The organism is Limosilactobacillus oris (assembly GCF_025311495.1).
In the GTDB taxonomy this organism is placed as follows: Bacteria; Bacillota; Bacilli; order Lactobacillales; family Lactobacillaceae; genus Limosilactobacillus; species Limosilactobacillus oris_A.
The window spans coordinates 1,781,359-1,800,892 of sequence record NZ_CP104398.1 but is presented as its reverse complement, the minus strand read 5'-3'; the positions used below and the strand labels follow the sequence as shown (position 1 = coordinate 1,800,892).

21 protein-coding genes and 1 tRNA gene are annotated in these 19,534 nt (G+C 51.4%); 4 read left to right on the top strand and 18 right to left on the bottom strand.

Going from position 1 to position 19,534, the window contains the following annotated elements; translation table 11 throughout:
* Positions 1–246 precede the first annotated feature (246 nt).
* The 7 genes from N4599_RS08940 to map all read right to left on the bottom strand — a co-directional run bounded on the left by N4599_RS08940 (position 247) and on the right by map (position 6,780).
* Positions 247–1,350 carry a zinc ribbon domain-containing protein gene (locus N4599_RS08940; protein WP_260899190.1) on the bottom strand — a complete coding sequence of 368 codons (1,104 nt, stop codon included), beginning with the start codon at positions 1,348–1,350 and terminating at the stop codon, positions 247–249.
* A 21-nt stretch (positions 1,351–1,371) separates the two neighbouring features.
* Positions 1,372–2,148 (bottom strand): zinc ribbon domain-containing protein, encoded by a 777-nt coding sequence (locus N4599_RS08935; protein ID WP_062812824.1) that lies wholly within the window; start codon positions 2,146–2,148, stop codon positions 1,372–1,374.
* Positions 2,145–3,209 carry a zinc ribbon domain-containing protein gene (locus tag N4599_RS08930; RefSeq protein ID WP_260899187.1) on the bottom strand — a complete coding sequence of 355 codons (1,065 nt, stop codon included), beginning with the start codon at positions 3,207–3,209 and terminating at the stop codon, positions 2,145–2,147. The genes N4599_RS08935 and N4599_RS08930 overlap by 4 nt, the downstream gene beginning before the upstream one ends.
* Positions 3,210–3,221: 12 nt before the next feature.
* Positions 3,222–4,376 (bottom strand): zinc ribbon domain-containing protein, encoded by a 1,155-nt coding sequence (locus tag N4599_RS08925; RefSeq protein WP_260899186.1) that lies wholly within the window; start codon positions 4,374–4,376, stop codon positions 3,222–3,224.
* Positions 4,377–4,401: 25 nt separating this feature from the next.
* Positions 4,402–5,007: a hypothetical protein gene (locus tag N4599_RS08920; RefSeq protein WP_260899184.1), complete on the bottom strand. Its 606-nt coding sequence runs from the start codon at positions 5,005–5,007 to the stop codon at positions 4,402–4,404.
* An 8-nt stretch (positions 5,008–5,015) separates the two neighbouring features.
* On the bottom strand, positions 5,016–5,792 hold the full coding sequence (locus N4599_RS08915) for a zinc ribbon domain-containing protein (RefSeq protein WP_260899182.1): 777 nt from the start codon (positions 5,790–5,792) through the stop codon (positions 5,016–5,018).
* Between the two features lie 133 nt (positions 5,793–5,925).
* Entirely contained in the window at positions 5,926–6,780 is an 855-nt protein-coding gene (gene map / locus N4599_RS08910; RefSeq protein ID WP_194176555.1) for a type I methionyl aminopeptidase, read from the bottom strand.
* Positions 6,781–6,889: 109 nt separating this feature from the next.
* On the opposite strand from map, the gene N4599_RS08905 reads away from it, so the two are divergent.
* Both N4599_RS08905 and N4599_RS08900 read left to right on the top strand, forming a co-directional pair.
* Positions 6,890–7,345: a flavodoxin gene (locus N4599_RS08905; protein ID WP_260899179.1), complete on the top strand. Its 456-nt coding sequence runs from the start codon at positions 6,890–6,892 to the stop codon at positions 7,343–7,345.
* Positions 7,338–7,775, top strand: a complete 438-nt coding sequence (locus N4599_RS08900) for a GtrA family protein (RefSeq protein WP_003713181.1) — start codon at positions 7,338–7,340, stop codon at positions 7,773–7,775. Before N4599_RS08905 ends, N4599_RS08900 begins: the two co-directional genes overlap by 8 nt.
* 100 nt (positions 7,776–7,875) lie before the next feature.
* Here N4599_RS08900 and wecB read toward each other — a convergent pair whose 3' ends face one another.
* The 4 genes from wecB to N4599_RS08880 form a co-directional block, all read right to left on the bottom strand.
* Positions 7,876–9,006, bottom strand: coding sequence for a non-hydrolyzing UDP-N-acetylglucosamine 2-epimerase (gene wecB, locus N4599_RS08895; protein WP_260899177.1), 1,131 nt, complete (start codon positions 9,004–9,006; stop codon positions 7,876–7,878).
* 291 nt (positions 9,007–9,297) lie between these two features.
* Positions 9,298–9,370 (bottom strand) — tRNA-Arg (locus tag N4599_RS08890).
* A 59-nt stretch (positions 9,371–9,429) separates the two neighbouring features.
* A complete protein-coding gene (locus tag N4599_RS08885; RefSeq protein WP_062812829.1) occupies positions 9,430–10,731 on the bottom strand; it encodes a DEAD/DEAH box helicase in 1,302 nt (433 codons plus the stop codon).
* A gap of 11 nt (positions 10,732–10,742) precedes the next feature.
* Positions 10,743–11,762: a Gfo/Idh/MocA family protein gene (locus N4599_RS08880; RefSeq protein WP_260899174.1), complete on the bottom strand. Its 1,020-nt coding sequence runs from the start codon at positions 11,760–11,762 to the stop codon at positions 10,743–10,745.
* A 164-nt stretch (positions 11,763–11,926) separates the two neighbouring features.
* Between N4599_RS08880 and N4599_RS08875 the strand changes: the two genes are divergently transcribed.
* Entirely contained in the window at positions 11,927–12,286 is a 360-nt protein-coding gene (locus N4599_RS08875) for a DUF4828 domain-containing protein (RefSeq protein ID WP_003713184.1), read from the top strand.
* Positions 12,287–12,325: 39 nt separating this feature from the next.
* On the opposite strand, the gene N4599_RS08870 is transcribed toward N4599_RS08875, so the two are convergent.
* From N4599_RS08870 to N4599_RS08845, 6 genes are all read right to left on the bottom strand, one after another.
* Positions 12,326–12,901 (bottom strand): LOG family protein, encoded by a 576-nt coding sequence (locus tag N4599_RS08870; protein WP_062812831.1) that lies wholly within the window; start codon positions 12,899–12,901, stop codon positions 12,326–12,328.
* Positions 12,902–12,908: 7 nt separating this feature from the next.
* Positions 12,909–13,832, bottom strand: coding sequence for a lactate/malate family dehydrogenase (locus tag N4599_RS08865; protein ID WP_260899166.1), 924 nt, complete (start codon positions 13,830–13,832; stop codon positions 12,909–12,911).
* A 312-nt stretch (positions 13,833–14,144) separates the two neighbouring features.
* Positions 14,145–15,680 (bottom strand): glutamate--cysteine ligase, encoded by a 1,536-nt coding sequence (locus N4599_RS08860; protein WP_260899164.1) that lies wholly within the window; start codon positions 15,678–15,680, stop codon positions 14,145–14,147.
* A 95-nt stretch (positions 15,681–15,775) separates the two neighbouring features.
* Positions 15,776–16,075 (bottom strand): MGMT family protein, encoded by a 300-nt coding sequence (locus N4599_RS08855; RefSeq protein ID WP_260902531.1) that lies wholly within the window; start codon positions 16,073–16,075, stop codon positions 15,776–15,778.
* Positions 16,076–16,157: 82 nt separating this feature from the next.
* The gene (locus N4599_RS08850; RefSeq protein ID WP_062812835.1) at positions 16,158–16,889 is read right to left on the bottom strand and encodes an LrgB family protein; all 732 of its coding nucleotides are present in this window, start codon (positions 16,887–16,889) and stop codon (positions 16,158–16,160) included.
* Positions 16,870–17,292, bottom strand: a complete 423-nt coding sequence (locus tag N4599_RS08845; protein WP_260899160.1) for a CidA/LrgA family protein — start codon at positions 17,290–17,292, stop codon at positions 16,870–16,872. Before N4599_RS08845 ends, N4599_RS08850 begins: the two co-directional genes overlap by 20 nt.
* A gap of 208 nt (positions 17,293–17,500) precedes the next feature.
* Between N4599_RS08845 and N4599_RS08840 the strand changes: the two genes are divergently transcribed.
* Positions 17,501–18,838 (top strand): FAD-dependent oxidoreductase, encoded by a 1,338-nt coding sequence (locus N4599_RS08840; RefSeq protein WP_260899158.1) that lies wholly within the window; start codon positions 17,501–17,503, stop codon positions 18,836–18,838.
* A 50-nt stretch (positions 18,839–18,888) separates the two neighbouring features.
* Here N4599_RS08840 and N4599_RS08835 read toward each other — a convergent pair whose 3' ends face one another.
* Positions 18,889–19,410, bottom strand: coding sequence for a GNAT family N-acetyltransferase (locus tag N4599_RS08835; RefSeq protein ID WP_194176565.1), 522 nt, complete (start codon positions 19,408–19,410; stop codon positions 18,889–18,891).
* Between the last annotated feature and the right edge of the window lie 124 nt (positions 19,411–19,534).

The following is a 19,534-nucleotide window of genomic DNA, read 5'->3' as shown; positions in this document are numbered from 1 at the left end:
CCTCCAATAATAAGTGCAGATATAATGAATATTCTTAGTATAATCGTCTTTTTGTATAATAAAACATTTTCGACGATATTCTAACCTAATTTTAATATAAATATTCATATTAGGAGGAAGCTTTATACATATTAACAATGATCTATGGCCCTTGCAGCGGCAATCAACCGCATAAAGATACATTAGTCCCGTGTATAAAAAAAGCCGGTGCGGAAAATTCCTCCTGACCGGTCTTTCAATAGCCGCTTATTGATCTACTTCACCTGCCGCATTGGGCTTTTGCAGTTTGACCCCGGCGACCTTGAGGGTGTCATAGCCAAAGGCCACTGAACCGTCGATGTCATCACCCGGGAAATAAATCGGCAGACTAGTATCATCATCCCCGGTTTCTGGATCCGTATACTGGGCAACCCACTTGTACTCGGTCTTATAACGGTACTTGCGGTGGTGCTTCTTATGGTGTTTCTTTTTCACCTTCACCTGAACAGCTTCGTAGTCGTAGGCGCGGGTATCGGCCTGGTCCCAGTTAATGTGCAGTTTACCATTCTTATTAACGTGCCACATCCCCACGGTTCGGTAGTTCCCGGTCTTGCTATTATTGTAAGCCGTCTCATTATCATCCCGCCAGTAGGGGTTGACGTTAACGCCAAGCGTGCCATCCGAATTGAATTTCAGGTAAACGTTCGAGTATTCCTGCGGGTAACCCTTATCATGGTCCGGAATTTGGTTGCAGAAGTTATCATCCGTATCACTCGTGTCGTCACCCGGCCGGTTCTTGAAGTAGGAATAACGGTAAATTTTGCCGTTTAGATGGCTTTTTACAAAGGCCTGGCCAAGCTGGCCGCCAGAGAAGGAGAAGCCGTGGGCACTAGCAAAATTAACTCCCCCAATTACCAATAACAGTACTTCTGCGATCTCAACAACCATAATCCGCTGTTGCTTCTTGCCCTTAACCAGCAGCCAGGCCAGCCCCGCCAACGCCACTCCTAAAATAAGGTAGCTGGGGATAACAATGCCCGTAACCTGGTTAGTTAAACTGCGCCCCACCTTATTGTAGGCATCAACCAGTGATGGTTCCTGCTGGTTTAAAATTGCGTAGTAGTCCTGGTTAACAATCACAATAAAAATTGCACTGGTTAGTGCTACGATCACCGCGAGAACGAGCCCCGCGTACCATTTCCAATCCTGCTTTTTAAATGGGTGAAGGCCCAGCCCCCGCAGGTCAAAATGCTTCGTCATTTCCTGACGCCGGCGCGGCCGGGTTGCCGGTAACTCCTGCCCACAGTGGGGACAAAAGCGGGCCCCCGGTTTATAACTTCCCCCACAATGGGGACACTTTCCTAATTTCATTGGTTCTCCTTAATATTATTACTAGTACACTTTTCCGTATTGAAAAACGGCCTGCTGGTTGGCGTGCCCGGTAATTGTCACTAGGTAGCCCTTGTGAGAGTGACTAGGGTCCAAATCATCATCAGTCTGGTTCGTCCGGTAGCCAACTGCATAATTACCGTTGTTTAACCGCTGGCTAATCTTTGCCTGGATTAAATTCAGTTGCGAGTCGTATTGATACTGTCCTGGATCGTCATCATCAAGTGCATAGTGCTTAAAGCCTAAATGGACAGGATCTTCTTTAGTTAGTTTCTGCTTGCCTTCAATCACAGAAGGCTCATGATAACTAGGTTTATACGTACCTTCTTTCATCCCCACGTACTTTGCAATACTGCGGTAGGTTAGCCGACCATTATCTAATTTAAGATCCCCTAATTCCGTATCGCCTAAGTTATAGATTGTTGCATAAAATTCATTATTCTTGTAGAAGAAGCGGTAGGCATAGGCCACTTTCGTGTTGCCGTCAAGCCGGTCAACGGTCTGGTTATCCGGGGTGACTAACCAAACAAGGTCACTATCTTCCTTCGTCACGCTTAGCCGATGCCGATTATAACTGGAACAGGCCAGCCAGCTAATGGCGACGACGATTGCCCCGAGAATAAGGGCAATTCCAATTTGCCGCCAGAATCGTTGCCGATGCCCCTGATAGCTAACCGGTTTGACGAATTGAGCCTGCGGAGCAACGTACTTCGTGCCACATTGGGGACAGAAACTCTGGTCCGCTTTTAGCGGGTGACCACAGTGGGAACATTTTTTCATTCGGTACCAGCCTCCCCTTTCTTAACCACAAACCGCGTCCGTAATATGACGTAGAAGTAGGTAAAAAATGACGCAGCCATTAAGATAAAGATTGCAATCACAATTGGCCACGCGTTATTCATCCGGCTCCCCAATGAGAGGTAAATCACTTGGAGCAGAATGGCAACCACTAGCAGACAGCCGGCCATCTCACGGGGCTGCTTTCCCAGCCGTTGCGGGTTGCTCCACCATTCCGCAGCCATAATCAGGACCATCGTCAGGATCACTCCCGCCGCCTGGTAGATATTTGCCATGCGCAGGCCGACGCCAGCAACGAGGACAAGGAGGGCCAAATAAAAGCGCCAGCTCAGCCTGCGGCTATGTTCATGAGTTAAAAGGCACCAAGCGCTTCCGCCGCTTAAACTAAGGCGCCGACCTAAAAACGGTGCACCAGCCAAAACAATTACGACGATTAGGAAGCCAACAATTCCCAGAAGCAGGGCAGCTAAAAGCAGGACGGCGACCACGGTCATACCGGCCACTGCCCAGCGTAATTGCCGGACCTGCTCTCCTGCCGCTGGTTTGCTAGTGACAAAAATTGCCGTGAAATAGGCTAATACGAAAATTACGCTGGCAATGAAATAGCAAAACAGGCTAATAACTATGATCGTGCTACTGATACTGTATTCCCCAGCAAACATTACACTGGCCAGTGAGCCGGCCACCAACAGCAGCGCCAGCCCGACAACCGTCTGTCCGATCCCCGTTCGCTGGTGGTTGAAGCCACGTACGATTCCCGTAATTAACGTGAAAACTCCCGGAATAGCAGCACAGGCAATGATTATCAGCAGCGTCATTACCGGATCAATGATTGCAGACGGAACCAACGTGGTCAAAGTATCAATGTTGACTGCGATTCCGGCTGCCACTCCCCCAACCAAGGTTAGATAAAAGCCCAGCCAAAACTGCCGGGTAATTTCAAACGCCTTAGCTGGCTTTGCCTGCTCGACCTTAGCGCCGCAGTGCGGACAAAAAGCGGCGCCAGGGTTGAGCTCGGTACCGCAATTACTACAAAATTTCATTTTTCTTCCTTCCTATTTTTGCCGGCTTGAAACGGCATTAACCAAAATCCCGATAACGTATAGTCCGATGACCAGCCACGGAATAATTTGCACCAGGTGGGCCAGGTTCTCCAGGTCGCTCAGGGAGGTATCACCGGAAAGGGTTGCGACGGCTGTCCGGCCCGCAACTTCGGCCGCATTCGCAAAAACGTATGAATAGGCAAGCCCGTAGCCTCCTGCCAGGAGGACCCCCAAAGTTTTCAGGACTCCGCCGCCAAGATGGTGCGTGGCCCCCTTAATAATCCCACCGATAATCGCGGGAACCCCGACCAGCAGCATAACGAACCCCCAAAGATTCAGGTAGGCTGCGCTGTTTAAGCCCCCGCTTTGCAGGACGGAAAGACCCTGGTTAAGGAAACTCCCTGCCTCATCCCTAGTCATAAAGTACATGATTGCGCCGAGAACCGTCGCAATGATGCCGAAAATTGCTTCCCCGTTCCATGAAAAGCCTGCGGCTGGGGAAAGAGCGGCATTCGCTGCTTGCGCAGTCGCACTTGCCTTCTGCGGCGCTGGATCTGGTGTCCCCTGCGGCTGAGCAGGCGCTTCCTCCTCAGCCGGTTCCTGGGCGGGCTGGCCATTACGAAGTGACCGGTACATCCCCGCCGCTGAGTTACGAATCTTGTTGAGCTGTTCCTCATCCCGCAGGTAATTGTCTACGGCTTCGTCCCACTTGAACCGCTGCTCGTTTGAAAGCAGCGGAAAGAGATAGACCATCAAGATAAAAATAATCAGCAGGTACCAGCGGAGGGCCGGCAGGAGAACAGCCAGGAGGTAAAAGAGGAACATCGTCAGGGCGTTATCCTTCACGAACTGTAAAACCTGGTTAAAATGCGCCCGGGTAAAGGCTAACCGAGCGAGAACGTTCACCTTGCTATTCCGCCGCTCATCCTTCAGGCGGCTCTCCAAGGCAGCGTACTGTTTTTGCAGGCGCTCATGCTCCGCTGAAGAAACCGTTGCCGGTTGATCCGGCGCTTTCTTGGCGGTCTCCTGCTCCTGCCGTGCTGGCTTTGGCTCACCTGACGCCCGTTTTTCATCTGAAGCCGGCGCACTGGCTACCGGTGCCCCACACCGTTCACAAAACTTCTGCTTGGGCCGTAACTTGGCCCCGCACTTTTCACAAAAATTCATCTAACTCTCTCTTTCTGTCAGTCGCTTACTGGTTATCGATTGTTGCGTGAATATCCTGCGCCTTAGCCTTAATATCGCTAACCGCGTGGTGGCTGTTAACGTAGTTGATAATGTCATGCAGGTTAACGGTCAGGAGGGGATCCTTATCCTTGTTCTGGTTAACGGTGGTGACGTGGTAGTAGCTTACCGTCCCATCGGCACCAACGGTATAGGTCGGAGTGTCGCCCCCGGCCATATTAGAAGGATGCAGGCTCCAGCAGACGCCCCGCCCCGGGTCAGACAGGTGCTCGGTATTGTTGCTTTGAAAGAGGTCAATCCCATTGGCAGTGTAGATACTATGCCAGTCATTCTGGTCGCTGAGTTTGTCCTTGGCGTAGTACATAATGGCGGCCGCCGTCTGCATCGGGGTGATCGTGTTATAGTCCAACTGGTCAGCGTCAGCGCTGGTCGACGACGAACTCGTGCCGGTTGCCGACGAGGATGATGCACTGCTCTGCTGCGCCGCCGCTTTTGTACTCGTCTCTTGACTGCTGTCGACGGACGGTTTGCTAAAGGTGCGCCCAGCAAAATAGGCTCCAACCAGCACCAATACGACAGCGACAACTGTAATAACAACGTTCTTAGTTTTCATAGCTCCTCCTAGTCAAGTTTGATGTTTCCAGCAAGCTGGTTGACCTGGTCCATAGCGTGGTGATCAATAACATATTGTTCAATCTCGTTTAGCGTAACGGTGTCGTCGGGGTCAATGCTGTCGGCACCGGGACCCAGCCGGTAGTAATAGACCGTCTGCCTATCGGTGCCCATGACGTACCCGGTTGCCCCACCGAAAAATGCTCCCGTAGGATAATAAGCGTGCATGGTCCCGTCGCCCTGCTCAGTAGCCTCGTCCGGCAAACTATTAGCGGTCACCTTAGTAGACTTAGCCAACGCATCACGGTAGAGTTCACCCCAGAAGCGATTGGATTCATTTTCCTTGGCATAGTATAGAATGGCGGCCGCTTTCTGCTGATCGTTAAAGGTCGGCCGGCTCGCCGAACGGCTCGTGCTGCTGTTTTTCTTACTGATAGTCCTAGTTGTCTGCGCACTACTCGTCGATGCCGAATCTTTGCTACTTCCCCGCATTCCTAACATAAAGGCAATGGCGGCCAGAAGGACGACGATCACGCCGACTAAGATTAGCGGGACCTTCTTCCCCGGCTTCTTACCATTCCCGTTCGATGATGACGGTGCTGGCTGGTGGTTAGCGTCCGGTTGGCCCGTCGCTTTGACTTGCTTTTCTGGTACCACCCGTTCTTCTTCATTCGCAGAATGATCTAGTTTGCTCCCGCAGTACGGGCAAAAGTCCGCCGTTGCTGAAACCTTCTTGCCACAGTTCGGGCAAAACATCTTAATTCCCCCAATCGATTTAATAAACACGCCCCCTAGTTTACTAAAATCCCCCGTCCCCAAGTTGCATTGAACTGCTCCAGCGTGCATTCAGCGTAATTTTTTCATCAAAAAAGCGGCAACCCACTAAATTAATAGTGAACTGCCGCTTAATTACAGCGAGTTATTTAAATTCTTCCGCAATTTCCCGAGAAATTTTGGCGTAGTGTTCCAGGTACTTGGCGTAATTATCATTGTACATGTACTTGGCATCGGCTTCCGGATCCTGGGAGGTCAAAATCTTTGGCCCATCATCAGTTACCACCAGGGTGTGTTCGTACTGGCAGGACCAGCCGCCATCAGCAGTCTTCGCCAGCCAGCCACTCGGGTCACTCGTGTCGGCTTCCCACGTTCCGGTGTTGATCATCGGTTCAACCGTGATGGTCATCCCCTTCTTGAGACGCAGGCCCTGACCATGCTCACCATAGTGCGGTACCATTGGGTCTTCGTGCATTGTCGGCTGGATTCCGTGACCGACGAACTCGCGGACGTCACCGTAGCCATTTTCGTCTTCCGTGTAGTGCTGGATGACCGCACCAATGTCCCCAATCCGGTTGCCAGGGACACACTGGTCAATTCCCATGAAGAGTGACTTCTTGGTCACGTCCATTAACCGTTGAATTTCCGGTTTAACCTCACCGACCGCATACGACCAGCAGGAATCACTGAAAAAGCCGTCGACGCTAACCACCGTGTCGACCTTCACCAGGTCCCCCTTCTTCAATACCAGGTTCTTACGGGGAAAACCATGACAAATCTCATCGTTGACACTGACACAGGTCGCGTACTTGTAACCCTCAAAGCCGATCTGCTCAGCCTTAGCCCCAGCAGCTTTGAAGTATTTCCGGGCAAATTCTTCGATCTTCCAACTTGAGATGCCCGGCTTGATAAATTCCCGAATTCCCAGGTGCATCGCTGCTAAAGCGGCCCCGGCTTTTTCCATCGCGTCAATTTCGCGTGGTGACTTTAATGTAATCATTCTCGGATCTCCTTTTTGACATTCTACCTCTAATAGTATACCACTTGTCCCCATCATTGCCCCAAACCATGCTATACTTGTAGGGATTAATAAATTGGAGGCACACGTAATGAAAGCACTCGTAGTTTACGCAACCATCACTGGAAACAACGAAGACGTTGCCGACCTGGTCACCGAATCACTGGAAGACCGCGACGTCGACGTTGAAATGACCGAAATCTCCCTCGCGGACCCCGCAGACTTCGAAGACGTCGATATCTGTGTAGTCTGCCCATACACCTACGACGAAGGCGCCCTGCCGGACGAAGGAATGGACTTTTATGAGGACCTGCAGGAAGAGGAGCTAACCGGTAAGGTCTACGGCGTTGCCGGTTCTGGCGACACCTTCTACGGCGATGACTTCTGCAAGGCCGTCGATGAATTCAGCAAGGTGCTGGCGGACACCGGCGCTACTAAGGGCAGCGAAAATGTCCACGTCAACCTTGCCCCCGCTGAAGACGACGTTAAGAAGCTGGACCAATTTGCCGCGGAGCTAGTCAAGAAAGCGCAGGCGCTCAATGATTAAGCAACTCTGGGAAAAGTATAAGCACATCATCGCTTACCTCTTCTGGGGCGTTGTGACAACTGTTATCAACCTGGCCGTCTTCCAAATTCTGAGTTCCGGGATTCACTGGAATTACCAGTTGGCGAACGTAATCGCCTGGTTCGTCTCCGTGCTAGTCGCCTACTTCACCAATAAGGTGTGGGTCTTCGGCTCCCACTACACCACGGTCAGCGACTTTCTCGTTGAAATGCTGCGTTTCTTCTTCTACCGGGCACTAACCCTGGTGATCGATATTGTCATCACCTTCATCGGGATTTCCGTCCTCGGCTTCAAGGATCCAATGGGCCAGTTTATCGTCAAAGTCATTGATAACGTAATCGTAATCATCGCCAACTACGTCTTCTCGAAGTGGTTGATTTTCAAGGATAATAAGCAAATTGAGGATCAATAAGAAGAAATAAGCACGAACCATCCTCCAGCGAGGTTGAATGGTTCGTGCTTATTTTTGTTCATAGCAATGGTCAATTGCTAACATCATCAATCAGCCGCTGCTACTTTTGGCTTAGGTACTTTTTAATGATTCGCAGTATGCGTTGGCTCGCCTGCCCGTCCCCAAACGGGTTTTCTGCCTCGGCCATCTGCCGGTAAGCACGGTGATTGTTTAATAGTTCAAACACTGCCTGCTGGATACTCGTCGGGTCCTTACCTACGATTTTAACGGCACCAACGTCAACCGCTTCCTGCCGTTCCGTCTTTTCCCGCAATAAGAGAACTGGTTTGTGCAGGGCCGGAGCCTCTTCCTGCACACTACCGGAGTCGGTAATGATCAAGCTGCTGCGCGCCGCCAAGTTGAGGAAACTGCGGTGGTCAAGGGGCTTAGTCAGGTGAATCCGGTCATTATTCCCCAGAATCTTCTCCGCCATTGCCAGGACGTCGGGGTGGGGCATCACCGGATATATCAGGTCCACGTCAGGATTGGTCTCGACAATGTCCTTCATCGTGTGGAAAACCTGCCGCATCGGTTCACCAATGCTTTCGGGGCGTGCCATCGTTAAAAGGATCAACCGCTGGTCAGCCGGGATTTGCTGGAGGATCGGACTGTGGAAGTCTTCCTTCAGCGAATCCTTTACCATGTCAATCGCCGTATTCCCGGTCACGTAAATCTGTTTGGCCGGATGGTGCTCAGCCAGGAGATTATCCCGGGCCCGGGTCGTTGGCGCAAAGTACAGGTCGGCCAGGTCATCGGTCAGCCGCCGGTGTATTTCATCGGGGAATGGCGAGTACTTATCATAGGTTCGCAAGCCCGCCTCAACGTGGCCAATGGGCAGGTGGTGGTAGAAACCGACCAGACTCGCCGCCAAACTGGTAACCGCATCCCCAACCACCAGCAGCATATCCGGCTGCCCGGCATTGATAACGTTGTTCAAGTTATGGAGCAAGCCGCTGAGTTCTTCGACCGCCGCCCCTTTCCGGCCGCTGGTCTGGGCCAAGTCAAAGTCAGGAACAACTTGAAGATACGCCAGCGTCTGGCTTAATACTTCCTGTTGGGATTGTTGCGGGGCAACGGCAATTACTGGTTGCCAGTTCGCGGGGTCATTCCGCATTGCCCTAATCAGCGGAGCCAGCTTCAATGCTTCCGCCCGGGTCCCAAACAGCAACATGATTCGATACGGCGCCTGCACAGTTCTCACCTCTTTTTAAGCAATTGTTAACATTATTGTACACCAAATCAGCTCATATTTTTATCCCCAGCAAGCCAAGCTACCCTGGCGGTAGAGAAATGGGAGAGTGGGGCAGAACTAGCTCGGCTAGTTCGTTGTCCCACCTCCGTCGACGCGCAGCTAGGCTTTAGAGAGTACAAATAGGGCTTCAGAGTTCGGCAAAGCCGATCTCTGAAGCTCATATGCGTACCGCATTATTCAGATGTTGAGTGAGCAAAAGACCTATGTCACAGTCCCACTCAAGGTTGTTAATGATCCCATCCGGGCTTGAACCGGAATCGACCGCTTAGGAGGCGGATGCACTATCCAATTATGCTATGGGACCAAGCAAAGAATATTATCGCATTATCCATTTCGGAGGTAAAGCGATAATATTCTTTTTTATTAGGAATTTTGCCGCCGGTGTTTCAGGCGGATCCCCTTATTTTTCCGGTTCTTCTTATGACGGTGCTTCTTCGGCTTGGAAAAGCCGCTCAGGGTTTTGGCAACCGACTTCCGTGGTCCAGCTTCGCTATCAAGCTGGGCCTTTTGCAGGTGACGGTCGGCCTTCTTGACAAATGGCTCAACCTGTTTGCCAGCCACCGGCTTCTGATCCGTCAGCTGGTCCTGGCTAATGTAAAAACGTTGGATATTTAAGTCTAAGTCCGCCGTCAGCTTGCGCAGGTCACGGATATCATGATCGTCCCCGAGGTTGATTACCATTCCCCGTTCTCCCTGCCGGCCTGTCCGCCCCGCGCGGTGAACATAGGTATTAGTGCTCGTTGGCAGGTCAAAGTTGACCACCCCAGGGAGCTTCGGGATATCTAATCCCCGCGCCGCTAAATCAGTGGTCAACAGCAGCTTGATCTGCCGTTTGCGGAACATCCGCATCGCCTTTTCCCGTTCCACCTGCCGTTGACGACCACCGAGTGTCCCCACTGCCACGTGTTCATGGCGCAAGCGGCTCGCCGCGTAGTGAAGGGTTCGGGTGCTGTTGAAAAAGACTAGTGCCCGGAAGTCTTTGATACTTGCCAGCCGCCGCAAGGTCGCCGTCTTTTGGGCATTGGTCCGGGCCGCTAGGTAAACGTGCTGGACTGGGCCCCGGGAATGGTCAGTATCTCGAACATCGAAGGTTACGATATCCCGGCCAAACATCACGCTGAGCTGGTCCAAAATGGGCGACATCGTGGCGGAGAAAAACGCCAACTGGGTACTGAGCGGGGTTGCCCGTTCAATATCCTCCACCACCGCCAGGGTGTCATCCTGGAGCAGGTCATCGGCCTCGTCGACCACCAGGGTCTGGAGGTGGCCCAGCTTGATGTGGTGGTTATCCAGCATGTGAAGTACCCGCCCCGGCGTGCCGACCACGACATCCGGGTGCTTGTGCAGCTGCATGACCTGCCGGCGCAGGTTTGCGCCCCCGGTCAGTGACTGGACCTTCACGCCGAGAATTGTCCCCCACTCGCGCATTACCCGGGCAGTCTGCAAGGCGAGTTCCTGGGACGGGGCCAGCACCAAAATCTGGGTTCCCGCACCCGGCATCACCTTCGGCAGCAACGGGAGGGTAAAGGCGAGGGTCTTCCCAGACCCCGTCGGCGCAATTCCGAGCACGGATTGATCCGTCTGCAGCGCTTGGTCAACGGCCGTCTGAATCGCAGTCGGCTGCTGGTAGAGCTTCTCAAAATGTTCTTTAAACTGTTCGATCAAATAGCATCATCCTATTCTTGATCATTATCTGCGGGGAAAGTCAAATTAGCGGACTGGCGCAGCGAGTACATCACGGAATTGACCGTCCGCGCCAGGTTCATCCAGTGCTGGTACTTCTTGACTTGCACTGGGTCATCAGGGTTGTTGAAGAGGTCAGCAAAGTCGTTCATTTCATCGGTCATCGAATTTTTCGAAACCGGTGCTTCCAACGGGTGGGCCTGCTTATCAGCATCGTAATAAGTTACCTTCTGGGTTTCAAAAATACTATCAAAGACCAGGGTATCCTTTAAGCCGTACACCTCTGATGGCAGGTAGGAATTAGCGGTTTTACCGAAGTTCAGAGTCACCGTGAAGTGGTCATAATTGAGGATGGCAACTCCCTTCGCATCCACGCCCGTCTTCGCCAAAGTTGGGTAGTAGACGACCGTTGATGGTTCGCCAAACAGGGTCACCGCACCGTAAACGGCGTAAACCCCTAAGTCCATCAGGGCACCACCCGCAAAGTCCAGGGTAAAGATATTCGGGTAGGGTTGGTCGCCAGCCAGAACCTTATCATACCGTGAGGAGTACTTCATCACAGTGATTGTTCCCCCCTGGCAGTGGTGCTGCTTCATCTCATCAACCTTTTCCACAGCCTTTTCATAGAGCGGCGTGTGGATGTGCCGAGCTGCTTCTACCAGCCGGGCCTGCGGGTGTGCAGCCAGCAGTGATTCGATCGCACTGAATTCGGCCGGGTTAACAAACGCTGGCTTTTCCACGATGATAAACTTATCATTTTCGATTGCCAGCCGCACCTGTTGATAGTGCAAACTATTTGGTGAAGCTACATAAACCACGTCAAAGTCGCCCTCGCTGAAGAACTTCTCCAGGTCATCGTAAAATTCCGTTGCGCCGTAGGGTTCACCGAATTCTCGTGCCCGGTCCAGGGTCCGCGAATAGACCGCCGTCAGTTGGTACTTGCCCGTCGTCTTCGCGGCGTCTAACATCTGATCAGTAATGATATGAGTTCCAATAATTCCTAGCTTGAGCATCGCTTTTCTCTCTCCTTTATTAACAAATACGTTTGTTACAACTAATTTTACCAATTATTGCTGCTTTTTAACAGAAATGAAATCTTCTCCTAATACAAATGTGTGTATAATTGACCATGAAGTTAATGACTTATCGCATACTTAATTGAGGAGACTGATGAAATATGAAGAAAAAGGGAATGTTACTTTTCGGCGCGGGATTAATGGCTGGGCTCAGCAGTACATTGGGCTTCAGCCGTAAGAAAAGTAGCACGACAACTGCGTTACCGATTTTTTATACTGGTACTTGGCAATATTACGATAAAGAACGCAATCGGTCCCATCGAATCACCATTTCTCCTGAATTAAAATTAGGGATCGATAATCAAGCTATTCCGGCCACCGTCCAGCAAATCGAAACTGATAAGCTGGTCTTCCTCGATAAATTCGGCTACCACATTACTATCCGGGCCAACGAACAACGGCCAGTTTCCTTAACTGACGAGGCGGACGACCAGGTCTACACAATTCAACCAGTTCAATAAATTTTCGAGCGCTGCTAACCAGCGTTTTTTTATTTTAAACTACTTATCGTACGTTCGGTGAGCCGGTGCCTGGTAACCCTCCATAAACCGCAGGATTTCATCCAAATTACTGCTGAAGCAGATTTCACGTAAGTATTGGTCTTCCAAGAAGCCAGCCTGATTCATCGTCACCAGCTGCTTTTTGAGGTTGTCGTAATAGCCGCGGTAATTGTACACCGCCACCGGCTTGGCATTATCGCCGATCGTTACCCAGGAAGCGGCTTGGCTAATTTCCTCAAGGGTCCCCAAGCCCCCCGGAAAGGCAATCATCCCATCCGCCAGAGTCATCATCTTTTCCTTGCGCAGGTCCATGTTGGCGACAATCTGCCGGTCAGTTACCCCGGGAAGCGCCACGCCCCGGTCGTATAATTCCTGGGTTAAGATACTGTGAACCACTCCGCCATTTGCGAGAACGCCGCGGGCCACAGCCCCCATTAGGCCATGCTGACCGCCACCGTAAACTAATTCAATCTGGTGGGCGGCCAGCCATTCGCCGACCTTCTCAGCTTCGACCATGTAGTCCGGGTCCTTTCCCTGAAGGGCACCACAATAAATTGCTAATCTTTTAATTGTCATCTGTCATTCATTCCTTTACTAACTCATTCAAAGCGGCTAGCTGCCCGCTAATTGCCGTTGCCGCGGTTCGGACCGCCATTTCTTCAACGGGGTATAGCTTTAAGAGAATTAAGTTGCCGACCCCCTGCCGACCTAACACTGCGGGAAAACTTACGTAACCCGAATATTGGGGTTGGTAGATTGCCACGGGTAGGACCAGCTGCTCGTCATTTAACAGGGCGCTAAGCAGGCGGCAGGTCCAGGCAGCTACCGCACTATTATTATAACCGAGTCCCTTGAGGGTATACCAGCTTGAGAGGTCGGCCTGAATCTTGAGCTGGCTTTCATCCAGGTGGTGACCATTGATGGATTCATCCAGTGCCTGACCATTCACCCGGACGGTCGACCAGGCAAACGCCTGCCGGCCAGCGTGCTGTCCATAGATAAAGCCGCTGACGTTGGCCGGTGCTACGTGGGCGGCGTGGGCAATTGCCCGGTAGAGGCGTGCGGTATCAAGCACCGTTCCGATCCCCAGTACCTGCTTCGTCGGTAGCTGCAATTGTTGTTGGAGGAAGGCGGTCACCGCCTCGTTAGGGTCAGTTAAGTTGACTACCAGGCCGTGGAAGCCGCTCCCTTTAACCTGCGGAGCAATTTGCATGACGGCCCGCCCCGCTACCGTTAGCTCTGCCATCGGGTCATCCTTCGTGAGGGCGCTGTCACCGACCGCGACTACTAGGACTTGTGCCGCGGCAAGGGCAGCATAGTCCTGAATGATAATCTGCGGCTGGGTCCGCATGGCTGGCAGTGCGTCCAGCAGGTCGGTCTGCACGGCCAGTGCCAGGTCACCATCCTGGTCGATTAACACCAGCTTGTCGACCGCGGCTGTCGCTACCAGCTCGTTTGCCAGGAGCCGTCCCACGTGGCCCAAACCAATAATGCCAATTGTGCGCATCTCTCTATCTCCTTTTTTAAAGAGTGAGTGGGAAATAACCTCCTTGACAAGGCGTATGACTAGCCTAGGACGATAGTTGACACGGCACGGGTCGGCTATCGTTCGTAGGCAAATAGCCTTGCTTCGCGGCGCTAGACACTAGCCTTGTGGTTATTTTCCACGTTATCTTTATAATAGTTAAGAACTAGCAAGAGGCCGGGAAAATCTCCCAGCCTCTTTGCTATTTTAAAGCTCATAATGTCACAGCGCGGTAGACAAGGCTGGGACTAGGTACTAATCAGCCTAGCTTCGGCCCACCCACTTGTCTGTAAGTTAACTTACCTCTTCCTTAAAAGCGGCTGCTTCTGGGAAAATGTTCAGAATAAAGTCCCGGGCCCCCTTGCTAAAGTCAAAGGCCTCTTGCGCCCGGTAGCTTTCCCGGTGGTCGCCCACCGCCAGGGTTACCTGGTCGGGAGCCAGGTTAAATTCAACACCAAGTTCAATCGCCGCCCGAATCAGCTGCTGCACATCGTCGGAATAGTCCTTGCTGATGGCCTGCAACGGGTGCTGGTAGTTAATGTTATTCGTATACCGGTCATTGGCAATTTTTAACCCAAACGACAGCAAGTTGCCATTTTCGATCTGGTCAGCTAACTGGCCGCTGATTGTTAATGATGGATCTTCCACCCGCCGCTTAGCAAAAGTCAGCGCAAGCCGGTACTCCCGCGGCGCGTTAAACTCTTCTACAAAGGTTTGCAAATCCGCAATTAACGCACTCGCCGTCTCTTTCATCCAGTCCGTCTGATCCTTAGGCTTTTGCAAGGCTACTTCATTATTAAGTTGCCGCGCCTTCGCCAGCCGGTCAATCAAATTATCCGGCAATGGGGTTACCAAAGCGTTCAGCAAAAGCAACTCTAAAAAGTTAATCGTATCGTCACTTATTCCGGTCCTGGACAAGGGGTCGAGGTCGAAATTACGAAATTCAAGATAATCAACCCCTTTTGCCAGTGAACCCTTAAGGTCGGTAACGTCCTGGTTGTGGCCCCGCAAGCGAACTGGTCCAAAAAACTCTTTTAAACTATAAAAGGTTCCGTTATCCATAAACTCCTGGAGCTGGCCCACATGTTCCTCCAACGAATTATAAGTAACCCGTTCGCTAGTAATATTATCATCACCAAATTCACTCGCCCGGATACTTCGCACCGGCAATTCTAAGTTGTCAGGGAAGCTCTCCGGCATGTCTTCAGTAACCGGACTGGCCCCATATAAGTATGTAAAGAGCCATTGGTAAAGGTAATAGACCTGGGCAAGCTTAAAGTAGAGGTGGTTACGGAAGTCAACCTCACTAGCATACTCATCTTGATAGAAACGATGGTAGAGTTCAGCAATCAACTGTTCGTCCAGTCCAAAATTGATGTGAACGTCCCCCATAATTTCCTTCACAATACCATATTTATTTCCCAGGTAATCATGATTTTCCTGGTCCCACGGCTTACTATAATCATCACGCAGGAACTCCAGGTCATTTTGGTACAGTGGCGCCGGTGCCATACTCAACGGCCAGAGCCGCTCGTCATTGTGGAGATGCTGGATCATGATCTGTTCCAGCATCTTCAAGTGACGTACCGCCTGCATACTTCCTACTACCGGCGGCGTTTCAAAGTCAATCATGTCATCTGTAAAGCCAGAGTTCAGGTATATGTTGTGCTGTCGCGAACGCAAGCTAACCGGGTACGGGTAACGACTTGCCCGACCATTCGTCAATACACGATGCTTTTTAGCTTCCAAGCCAAATCGGCAAGCAAACATCTTGGCATGCAGCTTAGGTTCCTTCAGCGCTGACCTGATTTGGTCATATTTATCAGCCATCTAGCATTCTCCCTATCATAATATCTCGTTTCTCACTCTACCACTTTTAAAACATAATAGGCAATCTTTTTTATCCTGTTTATTTGTCCCCAGAATCAAATCCCCTGCCAGTGACAGTGGCTAATATCAACGTGGCATTCATCCTTAAATGGGACTCCTTCAGCCAGCAGCATTGGTCGCTGGTCCAACCAGCCTGGTGCAAGCCGACCATTAGCAGTAACCACCCGGTGACAGGGGTGTTTACCCCGGCCACCGTACTTCCCTAAGGTCTTACCAACCAAGCGGGCATTATGGGGGCGGCAAATGATGCGGGCAATTTGACCATACGTGGCAACCCGACCGTAGGGAATCAGGTCAACAGTGTCAAGGACAGCTTGGATAAATTGTTCGTCCATTGTTACCACCATTACCGCCTCCATTTTCTTTCGATTATAACATAACAAAAAAGCCGGCATCATGGCCGACCAAAAAACTAATTTACATGAACAAGCGGGCAAAAGGAATCACTACCAGGTCAATAATAATTCCAGAGACAACGACGCAGACTGAAGCCATCGCACCTTCGAGGACCCCAAATTCAAGTGCCTTGGCAGAACCAATCGTTGCTCCAGTACCAAGGCCCAATCCTAACCCAATCTGTGAGCGTTGGAGTCGAAAAGCCTTGATAAAGACATCCGCTAGGGCATAAACAATCACGGCCTTGATGATGCAGGCAATGGCAGTCACCGCAGGGTTACCACCAATTGCTTCGGCGACCGGCATCGCAATCGCTGTAGTCGCCGCCTGTGGTAGCATGGCAGCAGCCGAGGAGTGTGACAATCCCACCAGCTTACTAGCGCCAAGAATAATGAAGAGGCAGAGAATTGTGGAGATCACCAGGGAAATCAGAATATCAAGCCAGTATTTTTTGAGGACATCATTACGCTTAAAAAGCGGAATCGCAAAGGCAATCGTCGCCGGGTTCAAAAACCAGAAGATAATATCCCCACCCGGCTTATAAAAGTGCCGGTAGACGTAAGCAGTTGACGTCCCCTGAATTTTACCCCAGATAATTAGAATGATAATTCCAGCCACCATTCCAAAAAAGAGCGGCTGAAAGAGAAAGAAGCCCTTGCTTTTCTTAAAGAGCCACTGTCCAAGCAGGAAGACAAACAGCGATATAAAAATCCCGGTAAATGGCAGGGCTAAGTTATTGGTTAATGCTGTCATGATCTTGACCTCCCGCGATTCGCTTGTGAATAGCAATGACCAACCGGGCAACATAAGCGGTTACTACCAGCAAAGACACTGTTGCTACCAGGATTACCAGGAGAATTTGCCAGCCTTCCCGTTGTAAAATTCCTAAATCATTAGCAATCTGAATTCCTGATGGCACAAAGAGGAAGCCAATCAGACTAATCAAGAACATCCCTAGATTCTCAACCCATTCCAATTTGACCACCCCAAGGATTAATAGAAGATAGAGCAAAATCAGCCCAATCACTGGAGTCGGTACCGTGAACGATGGCGGACAGAGCGCCGAAATAATGCTAGCGACCCATAAAATACCGGCGAAAATCGCACACTGAAACAGGACCGGTGCTGGTTTGTGATTATTATCTTTTCTTGACATAATGGCATCCTCCTTAGTTTTAATTTGATAATTTCACAAACTATTATACAGGAGGATTCGTCGAAATGTAACCGTATTCAAAAAAACATTTATTTTAAGGTTCCTCGTAATCACATATACGTAACTATCGCCCCAGGCAGATTGCGTGACACCCCCCACTTTCCCGGTATAATTCAAGCTGAAACCCAACTTTAAGGAGGAAGAAGCAATGAAGACAGTGCAAAACATCATTATTGGTTTTGGCAAGGGTGGAAAAACACTCGCCAAATTTCTCGCCCAACAAGGCGAAGAGGTGCTCGTCGTAGAAAAGTCACGGGAAATGTACGGGGGCACCTGCATCAACATTGCCTGCCTCCCCTCTAAACGGCTGATTACCGAGGCCGCCCGCGGTACTGACTTTGCGACCGCCATCCGGGGCAAGCGGGAAATGGTTGCCCAGCTGCGGGACAAGAACTACCACATGCTCGCCGACGAGGACACCATCACCGTCCTGGACGGGACCGCCCACTTTACCAGTGACCATACAATTACCGTCGATACCGCAACTGGTCCCCAGAAATTCACCGGTAAGCGAATCTTCATCAACACCGGGGCCCAGCCAACCGTCCCGCCCATCCCCGGCCTGCGGGAGAGTCCGGCCCTGCTGACATCCACGAGCGCAATGGAACTGGACAGTCTGCCGCAGAAATTGGTAATCATCGGTGCTGGCTACATCGGCCTGGAGTTTGCCAGCATGTTTGCCGAATTCGGCGCCCAGGTGACCGTGGTTGACCACCACCAGGAATTCCTCCCCCGTGAAGACACGGACGTCGTGGCGATGGTCAAAGCCAACTTAGAACAGCTCGGCATTACCTTCCACCTCGGGGTCAACATCGACCAGGTCAGCACGGCCAATGGGCAAGTCCAAGTGGAAATCAGCCGCGATGGTCATGCTACCCAACTGGCCGCCGATAAAATTCTCGCTGCCACCGGACGCCGGCCAGCAACGGCAAAGCTCGGACTGGAAAATACCGGGATTGCCGTTGACGATCGGGGCGCCATCAAGGTCGATGACCAGCTCCACACCACGGTGCCCGGTGTATGGGCCATTGGCGATGTTAAGGGCGGTCCCCAGTTTACTTATATTTCCCTGGACGACTTCCGAATCATCAAGGATGAGCTTTTCGGCGACGGCACCCGCCGTATCAGTAACCGTGGGGTCGTCCCAACCAGCGTCTTTATTGAGCCACCGCTCGCCCAAGTTGGCTTAACCGAAAAGCAGGCCCACGCTCAAGGACAGGATTACCTACTGTTTAAGCTCCCCGTCGCTGCCATCCCAAAGGCTAAGGTGCTAAAGGATCAGCGCGGGATCCTCAAAATACTAGTTGATCCGCAGACCAAGCTCATCCTCGGTGCCACCCTCTACGCACCGGAAGCCCATGAAATCATCAACATGGTTGCCCTGGCAATGCGGGCTAAACTCCCCTACACCATGCTCCGTGACCAGATTTACACCCATCCAACCATCAGCGAGGCCTTTAATGACCTCCTCAAAAAGCCGCAATAGTTAAAAACGCTCACGCTTCCGACATCAAGTCGCTCGCGCGGGCGTTTGCTTTACAACTTTCGTTCATACATGTGGGCACTGGTGTCGCCAATGTCTTCGTAATGGAGGACTACTTCGCCGGCAAAGCGAAAACCGCTCTTAACGTATGCCCGTTCGGCCGGGACATTGCCCTTCATCACGTCGAGGTGCATTACCGCGTACCCCTTGTTCTTGGCAAATTCAAATAATTTCTGGAGCATTTGCTTAGCCAGGCCCTGGCCCCGAAAATTCTTGCTGACGGCAAATAGGTGGAGGACGGTTATCTGCTGCTCTGGTGCTGCTATTGCCCAGTCAACCTGACGGTAATTGGGGTCCTCCCCGGTCGTCAAGATTCCGACAGTGGCAACTTGACCATTTACCAGCCCCTCGACTACCATCCCGTTATCAATCCGGTCGGCTAAGAGCTCCCGGTTGGGATAAACGCCCCAGTGCCAATCAGCTCCGTATTCGTCGTCCTGCTGCTGGGCACAGACTTCTTGGTAAAACCGGCAAACCGCCGCTAGGTCAGCGGCCGTCGCTTGCTTAATCTGCATTTTCACAGCACTCCTTTCCGTATCATTCGTTGTTCTCCATGATATAAGAAGCAACCGAGAAAAGCAAAAACGAGGCTGAGAATAACCTCAGCCTCGTTGCTAATTTAGCGCTAAAAATGCAACA